At 77.0% G+C, this 1430-nt stretch carries 1 protein-coding gene; it reads left to right on the forward strand.

Features of this window, described 5'->3' with window-relative positions:
- Positions 1-238 precede the first annotated feature (238 nt).
- Positions 239-1231, forward strand: coding sequence for a nucleoside hydrolase (locus tag B7L92_RS38295; RefSeq protein WP_081241656.1), 993 nt, complete (start codon positions 239-241; stop codon positions 1229-1231).
- The last annotated feature ends 199 nt before the right edge of the window (positions 1232-1430 follow it).

A 1430-nucleotide genomic window follows, 5' to 3' on the forward strand; every position in this document is an offset into this window, starting at 1 on the left:
GCGGGGCGGGCCAGTGCCGTACCAGGCGGTGGCCGGGGAGCGGAAGGCCGCGGACGGTGCGGACGGTGCGGCGGCCGTACGGCGCGGGGACGGGCGGCGGCCCGGGCCCCGTCCGCCGGGGAACCGCCGCGGAGGACGGCGCGCGGACCGCGGTACGCGGCACCCACCGGGCTCCGGGACCCCGCGTAGGGTCACGGGCAGGCCGCGTGGCGGAAGCGCGGTGGAAGGAGTCCTCGCCGTGCCGAACGGTCAGCCCATTCCGGTGATCATCGACTGCGACACCGGTGTCGACGACGCCCTGGCCCTGCTCTTCGCCGTGCGCCACCCGGGCATCGACCTGCGCGCGGTGACCTGCGTGGCCGGGAACACGGACGTGGACGGTGTCGTCCGCAACACGCTGACCGTGCTGGAGCGGGCGGGCGCGGCCGACGTCCCGGTGGCCCGGGGCGCCGAGCGCCCGCTGATCGAGGCCCCGCGCTCCGCGCGCCACGTCCACGGCCACGACGGCATGGGCGACCTCGGTCTGCCCGCCCCGCGCCGCACCCCGGCCGACGTGGACGCGGTGACCCTGCTGCGGCGCGAGATCCTCGCCTCCCCGCGTCCGGTGACCCTGGTGCCGACCGCCCCGCTGACGAACATCGCCCTGCTGCTGCGCACCCACCCCGAGGTCACCCGCAACATCGAGCGGATCGTCTTCATGGGCGGCGCGGCGGGCGCCGGCAACGCCACGCCGGTCGCCGAGTTCAACGTCTGGCACGACCCGGAGGCCGCCGCGATCCTGCTCACCGCCGGGGTGCCGATCACGATGTACGGCCTGGACGTGTTCACCCGGGTCGTCGTCCCGGCGGCGGACGTCCGCCGGCTGCGGGCGAGCGCCGAACCGGGCGCCCGGCTGGCCGGCGAGCTGCTGGCCCACCGTCCGGCCACCCCCGGCAGCCGCCCCGACGACCCGGCGGAGGACGCCGGCGGTCTCGGCGACGCGGGCGCGCTGTGCGCGGTCGCCGACCCGGAGGGGCTGACCACCCGCCGTCTCCCCGTCGAGGTCTCCCTGGCCCCCGGCCCGGCCCGCGGCCAGACGGTCGTCGACCGCCGCCCCCGCGCAGGCGAGTCCGAGCTCCACGGGGGCACGCGCGAGCAGCCGCTGGTGGACGTCGGACTGGACGTGGACGTGGAGCGGTACGTGGGGCTCTACCTGGCGACGGTCGAGGGGACGGGGAACGGCACCGGGTGACGGCTCGCCGCTCCGGTGCGGGAGCGTCCGCGCGACCGCCCCGACGACCGGGTGGGCCGACCCGGCAGCAGGCGGTCGAGAAGGTGAATTTTCCGGTGTTGTGGGACAGATTCTCCTTTGTCACCCGCACACACCCAGAGGAGACCGCGTGACCGACCGCCCCGCCACGCCCGACCCCCGGCCGTCGCGGAAGACGTAG

It is taken from the genome of Streptomyces viridosporus (assembly GCF_002078235.1).
GTDB lineage: Bacteria > Actinomycetota > Actinomycetes > Streptomycetales > Streptomycetaceae > Streptomyces > Streptomyces viridosporus.